The organism is Dietzia sp. UBA5065 (genome assembly GCA_002415925.1).
Classification (GTDB): Bacteria; Actinomycetota; Actinomycetes; order Mycobacteriales; family Mycobacteriaceae; genus Dietzia.
Window position 1 is genome coordinate 1,607 of the sequence record DIAZ01000024.1, and the last position, 5,638, is coordinate 7,244.

The 5,638-nt window shown below is 69.5% G+C and carries 5 protein-coding genes; 2 read left to right on the forward strand and 3 right to left on the reverse strand.

Going from position 1 to position 5,638, the window contains the following annotated elements; translation table 11 throughout:
• Positions 1-1,067 (reverse strand): hypothetical protein (locus B4M60_RS02055; protein ID WP_291079814.1); only part of this gene is annotated, 1,067 nt, incomplete at its 3' end.
• A 114-nt stretch (positions 1,068-1,181) separates the two neighbouring features.
• Here B4M60_RS02055 and B4M60_RS02060 point away from each other — a divergent pair.
• Positions 1,182-1,889, forward strand: coding sequence for a hypothetical protein (locus B4M60_RS02060; protein ID WP_291079815.1), 708 nt, complete (start codon positions 1,182-1,184; stop codon positions 1,887-1,889).
• A 2-nt stretch (positions 1,890-1,891) separates the two neighbouring features.
• The gene (locus B4M60_RS02065; RefSeq protein WP_291079816.1) at positions 1,892-3,241 is read left to right on the forward strand and encodes an O-antigen ligase family protein; all 1,350 of its coding nucleotides are present in this window, start codon (positions 1,892-1,894) and stop codon (positions 3,239-3,241) included.
• Between the two features lie 22 nt (positions 3,242-3,263).
• On the opposite strand, the gene B4M60_RS02070 is transcribed toward B4M60_RS02065, so the two are convergent.
• Entirely contained in the window at positions 3,264-5,024 is a 1,761-nt protein-coding gene (locus tag B4M60_RS02070) for a glycosyltransferase family 2 protein (RefSeq protein WP_291079818.1), read from the reverse strand.
• Positions 5,014-5,638, reverse strand: a 625-nt coding sequence (locus tag B4M60_RS02075) for an acyltransferase (RefSeq protein WP_414646711.1), incomplete at its 5' end; no start/stop codon positions are given. The genes B4M60_RS02070 and B4M60_RS02075, both read right to left, overlap by 11 nt.

A 5,638-nucleotide genomic window follows, 5' to 3' on the forward strand; every position in this document is an offset into this window, starting at 1 on the left:
TGGGACTCGTCCGCGGCGTGCCACTGGAGGGACTGGGTGTTCAGGACCGGGGCCAGCTCGAGTATCTGTCGATTGATGAGCGTCATGGCTTCGACCTGGCGGAATCCGCAGAAGGCCTCACCGAGTTCCTGCGCCTGACGCACCGGCTGGGTGCTCTTGCACGGGCCGCCGAGCGACTGCTGGAACCACACGATTCCGCGCGCCTCGTTGATGATCGACGACATAGCCGCGCCGCGGATCTCCTCGGGCTCCATGTAGCGGACGAACGCTCCGTCGTCGTTGGCACCGCTCATCACTTCGACGAAGTTCCAGATGGGCACGAGACGGGAGTCCCGTGCGTCCAGGTCCCGCAGCGCCCCCACGAACCTGCCGTAACTGGACGCGGTGCGGCAGGTCGATTCGGGGATCCGGCCGTCGTAGAGGTGACCCCGGTAGGCGTCCCCCGCGGCGCAGAAGGGCACGGTGTAGAAGTACATGTCGAGGCTGACGACATCGGCGAACGTGTTCACGTAGCGGAGCCGGTCCGCGAGCGGAAGTTCGGGGCCGACCACCATGTTGGTGAAGTTCGCATATGAGAACTGATCGTCGGTCGTCATCGCCTTCCTGCGTTCATCGAGGTGCGCGAAGCCCTCGGCCGGCGTGAAACGCCCGTCGACCTCATCGTCGAGCAGGACCCCGGGCCAGTACCGGGACGTGTCGTCGAAGGTGGGATTCACCCGGCCGCCCACCCAGTACATCCCGGACTGGCGGAGTGCCGCGAAGTCCGTCTTCTCCCACAGTCCGCCGGTGTAGAAGGTGAGGCCGGCGGCCTTGTCGGCCCGGGCGTGATCCGCATCGTCGATCGTGCCGTACCAGAGGCCGATCGGGAAGAAACCCGGATCCGTCCAGTCTCCCGCGTTCGCGAACCTCGACCAGTACTCGGGACCGCCCTCCCACGCGATGCGAGGGAGCGTGTGAACTCCGTTCCCATTCGCGCCCGCACCGCCGAACGACGCGCCGCAACCGCCCGCGACCAGCGCCGTTGTCAGAACGGAGGCCGCTACGAGCTTCCCTCTCCGCGGCACCATTCGTGTTAGGGTACTTTCACCGTCGCGCTCGCGGAAGAGCTTCCACGGGCCAGTTCCTGCAGCCGGCCCACTTCCGACTCACTCACCACGTCAGCGGATTGGGGACAAGACAGAATGGACCTCTTCGATGTGGCGCGGGCCTGCCGCAGACGCTGGTACGTGACCGTCCCCCTGATGGTGCTGACGCTGGCCTTGGCGGGAGCCGCCTACCTCGCCGTGCCCACCGTGTACCGAGCCTCAACCGTTGTCGGTCTCGCGCCCTCTCCCGTCTCGGGCGGGGAGGGGAACGGAATCATCAACAACGGCGGAACGATCATGCTGGCCAACCTCACCGCCGCGGGCCTCTCCTCCCCCACGGTCGCCCGGGAGATCGAGGACTCGACGGGCGCCACCGACTTCGCCGCGGCGGTGGTCGCGGTTCCCGGCGGCCAGATGCCGATGGTGAATCTCGTGGCGTCCGCTCACGACCGGGACACCGCCGAGTCGGCGGTGACGATGTCGCAGCGACTCGCCAAGGACGAGTTGAACCGGATCCAGGCGAATGCGGGCATACCCGAACGGGCTTACGGTGTGATCTACCAGGTCAGCGGCACTCCGGTCATCGACGTGCTCCGGCCGGGTCGAATGAAGCTGGTTGCGGGCATCGTCGGGCTGGGCCTGATCATCAGTGTCCTCGCGGGCGTGTACTGGGATCTGAGACGGACGAGATCACAGCTGCGGGACCAGGGGGAAGGAGACCGCCTCACCGATGCCGATACCCCCGAGCCGCCGTCTCCCGCGGACGCCGACGGCGGAGAAGTGCCCGGCCGTCACCGGGGCTAGAGATGTCGGCCGACCTGCGCGTTTCCGACTGGTGGCGCTCCGAGCGGCTCCGCGCCGACCGGATCCCGCTCCTTGGGGTCCTGTTGTGCCTGATCGTGCCACTGGTCCCCGCGGCCGCAGTGCTGCCGGGACCGCTCCGGGGGCAGGGCAGCCCGGCGCGGCTACTCGCGCTCGCGATGCTGGTGGTGGTGCTCTGGCGGTTCGCGCGACGGAGGGTCGGGCCACTGCGGTCACCCAACCCCGGAGCGGTGCTGATGGTGTGCTTCCTCGTTCTCCAACTGCTCACCTACTTCATGGGAGAATTCTCCCTCGGCGGTGCCGAGGTCGAGGCGAACAAGGACCGCATCGCGATAGCGACCGTCGCCTACGCGTTCATCGCGCTCTACATCATCATGACCGTCACGCACGCGCGGCAGAAGCGCTACCTCGTCGGCGCTCTTCTCCTGGGGCTCACGTGGGCGATGTGTGTCGGCGTCCTGCAGGGCTTCATCGGAGCCGACATCCGCAACCTGTTCGTCCCACCGGGGTTCGTCAACAGCGTTCCGGAGACGGAGATCATCGCGCGCGGCTCGGCGGTCCGGGTGGTGGGCACGTCGTCGCACGCGATCGAGTTCGTGGTGCTGTCCGCGGCGACCATTCCGCTGTCACTCCACATGGCCCGGTTCGCGCTCACCCCACGCCGGCGGAGATGGGCGGCGTTCTCCCTCGCGGTGGCCTGTCTCGCCCTGCCGCTGGCGGTGTCCCGGACCGGCCTCGTCGCCGTGGTGGCGGCATTCGCGGTGTACGCCGTGGGTCAGTCGGTGAGGTTCCTGCTCAACGCGGTGGTGGTCGGAGGGATCGTGGCCGTCACCTACCGCCTCGTCTATCCCGGCCCCGTCGCGTCGTTGATCTCCTCGGTGCTCGACGCCGGTCGGGATGACAGCATCACCACCCGCACCGACGACTACGCGTGGGTCGGCACGATGTTCGCCGAGCATCCCTGGGTGGGGATGGGCCTGGGAGGTAACCCCTACCCGGAGTACCAGATCCTCGACAATCAGTGGTTGCAGGCCGTCATCCAGGGCGGAGTGGTGGGAGTCGTCGCCCTGGCCTTGTTCGTCATCGCCGGGTTCGTAGGCCTCGCCACCGCACTTCGCCGCAGCTCCGGTCCCGGGTCGCGGGATGAGGCCTACGCGCTGGGGGCGTCGTTCGCCGCGGTGACGGTATCCATGGTGACGTTCGATCTCCTCGCGTTCCAGCAGGTGAGCGCGATTCTCTTTGTCCTCTACGGGCTCCTGTGGACCAGGTCCGCGCACGTCGCATCCGACCGACCGAGTCGGTTGCACCGTGGGAAGTTGGTCCACGGGCGGTGAGGAGAAGCGGAGGCCGTGCGGTTCACCTGCTCGACTCGTCGCGCTCCCACCGCTCGGCCGGGTCCAGGCCGAGCCTGAGGCGAGCGAGAGCCGCTATCGACAGGTAGACGAGGGCATCCAGCGCGGAAACGGGACCCCGGACGGTGCGCAGCACCGCCATGGCGGTGGAGGGCGCCCCGCCCTCGTCCGACAGTGCGCGATTGGTGCGGTAGATCCGCTTGAGGGTGTGCGTGAGGTCCGCGACGCCGACCGGCGTGGTGACGATCGCCGGGTCGGTCGGAACCACCCGGCACTCGGCCGGCGAGAACTGCAGATCGAGCCAGAGATCGTCGGCGGCGACATCGGGGAAAGACCCGATCCGGTCGAGGCCGGCGCCGCCCAGGGCGTAGACGCCGGCGCCCCAGAGTGACGCGTTGAGCATCGGTACCCGACTGCGGCACCGGTAGTAGCGCCGGACCAGGAACGTCGACGCGGAGGCGTCGAACACCCGGTCAGGTCGCGCGGCGAGGACGCCGGGCTCACCAAGCTCCCCCACCACGTCGAGGACCGACTTCTCGGTCAGCACGATGTCCGCGTCGAGGAAGAGGCACGGAACACACGACGCCGCCCGGAGCCCCGCATCGAGGGCCGCCGCCTTGTTCCCGTCCGCGAGTTCCAGCACCCTGACGCCGGGGAAGGAGCGCGCGACCCGGGCGGTGGAGTCCGTGCAGCCGTTGGCCACCACCACGACGTCGAGCGCACCCCTCTCGGCGGCGTGGGCCAGCGGATCCAGGGTGCGGGCGAGCACGGTCGCCTCGTTGTGTGCGGGAATGACGACCGAGGCGGCCCGCGGCGGTAGCACGTGCGCGGGACTCCCCTCGGCCTTGGGGAGGGCGTCCCACCGGGCCGGATCCAGCAGCGTGATCCGGGTGTGGCGAGAGCCCGGCCGGCGATACCGCAGCAGCGCGGCCAGCACCAGCACGAGACGCAGGAGGTCCGCGTACGCGGCGCCGTGCCACTTGGCCGCGTAGCGAACCTTGTTCACGGCGAGCAGCGTGTCGAGTTCGTGCGACGTCCCGGAACCGGCACCGTGGTGAACGACCGTCACGTCGGGATCGAACAGGATCTCGTGTCCGAGCTCGCGGATCCGTCGGCAGTAGTCGGTCTCCTCGGAGTACAGGAAGAAGCGCTCGTCCCACGGGCCGACCGCCTCCACCACGTCGCGCCGGGCCAACAGCGCCGCGCCGGTCACCCACTCCGCCGTCCCCGGACGCGAGTAGTCCCGTGGATCGGACACGCGCTCGGTGAATGCCGACGGCCGCCCGAGCAGGTGGTCCCCGAGGAGCGCGTCGCCGAGGGCCCGAAGGAGGGTGGGCTCCCGATGGAGCGACCGGTGCAGGGAGCCGTCCGAGTCCACCATCGCGGGAGCCACGGCGGCGGCGCCGGTCCGACGTGCGGAGTCCACCCACCGCTCGAGCGCGCCGTCCGGCAACCTCAGGTCGGGGTTGATCACCACCTGGTAGCGGTAGGAACCGGGACGGCGGGTGGCGGCGTTGACACCGCCGGCGTACCCGATGTTGCGTTCCTCGACCAGGTCGATGTCGGTGCCACCCGCCCGCACGACGTCACGGGTCCCGTCGGCGGAGCCGTTGTCGACGACGACGACGCGGATCGCGAGAGCGTCCGCGGCCCGCCGCAGATCGCCGAGCAGCAACCCGATGTCCGCCGCGCTGTTGTAGGTGACGATCACCACGCAGACGTCGGCGTGCTGGTCGGCCGCCCGAAACGAGCGGTCAGCCCCCATCCCGCACCTCCTCCAGGCCGGCCGTCTCGGTGTCCGGGTCCACCCGCCGGTAGCGGCGGCCGCATCGACACCCGAGGTCGGCCTCGAGTCGCTCGCCGCACCGGCAGACCCAGCCCCTGAGGCGGGCGGGGTTCCCGACGTAGAACCCGTGCGGCGCGAGGTCGCGGGTGACGACGCTGCCGGCCCCGGTGAAGCTGTACTCCCCCACGGTGTGACCCGCGACCACGACACACCCCGCGCCGAGGGTGGCGCCCCGGCGGACGAGCGTCCGGGTCAGCGCGTCCCCGCTCTTCTTGATCTCGGCGCGGGGCCTGAGGTCGTTGGTGAACACCACGGCCGGCCCCAGGAACACGTCGTCCTCGACCGTCACGCCGTCGAAGAGCAGCACCCGGTTCTTCACCGTCACGCGATCGCCGACCACCACGCCCGACTCGATGAACGCGTGGTCGCAGACGTTGCAGTCGGCGCCGACGGAGGCGCCGGGAAGGATGTGGGCAAAGGCCCAGACGCGGGTCCGCGGACCGATGTCCCGGCTCTCGCACAAGGCGTGGGAATGGGTGAAGAAACCAGGACTGTCCGACATCTGCGCCCCCTGCCGCCGTGGGCGGCCCCCC

What these genes read in the sequence shown, in the direction of transcription:
- B4M60_RS02070 (WP_291079818.1), bottom strand. Translation starts at nt 5,024, where the DNA reads ATGGGGGCTGACCGCTCGTTTCGGGCGGCCGACCAGCACGCCGACGTC.
- B4M60_RS02060 (WP_291079815.1), top strand. Translation starts at nt 1,182, where the DNA reads ATGGACCTCTTCGATGTGGCGCGGGCCTGCCGCAGACGCTGGTACGTG.
- B4M60_RS02065 (WP_291079816.1), top strand. Translation starts at nt 1,892, where the DNA reads ATGTCGGCCGACCTGCGCGTTTCCGACTGGTGGCGCTCCGAGCGGCTC.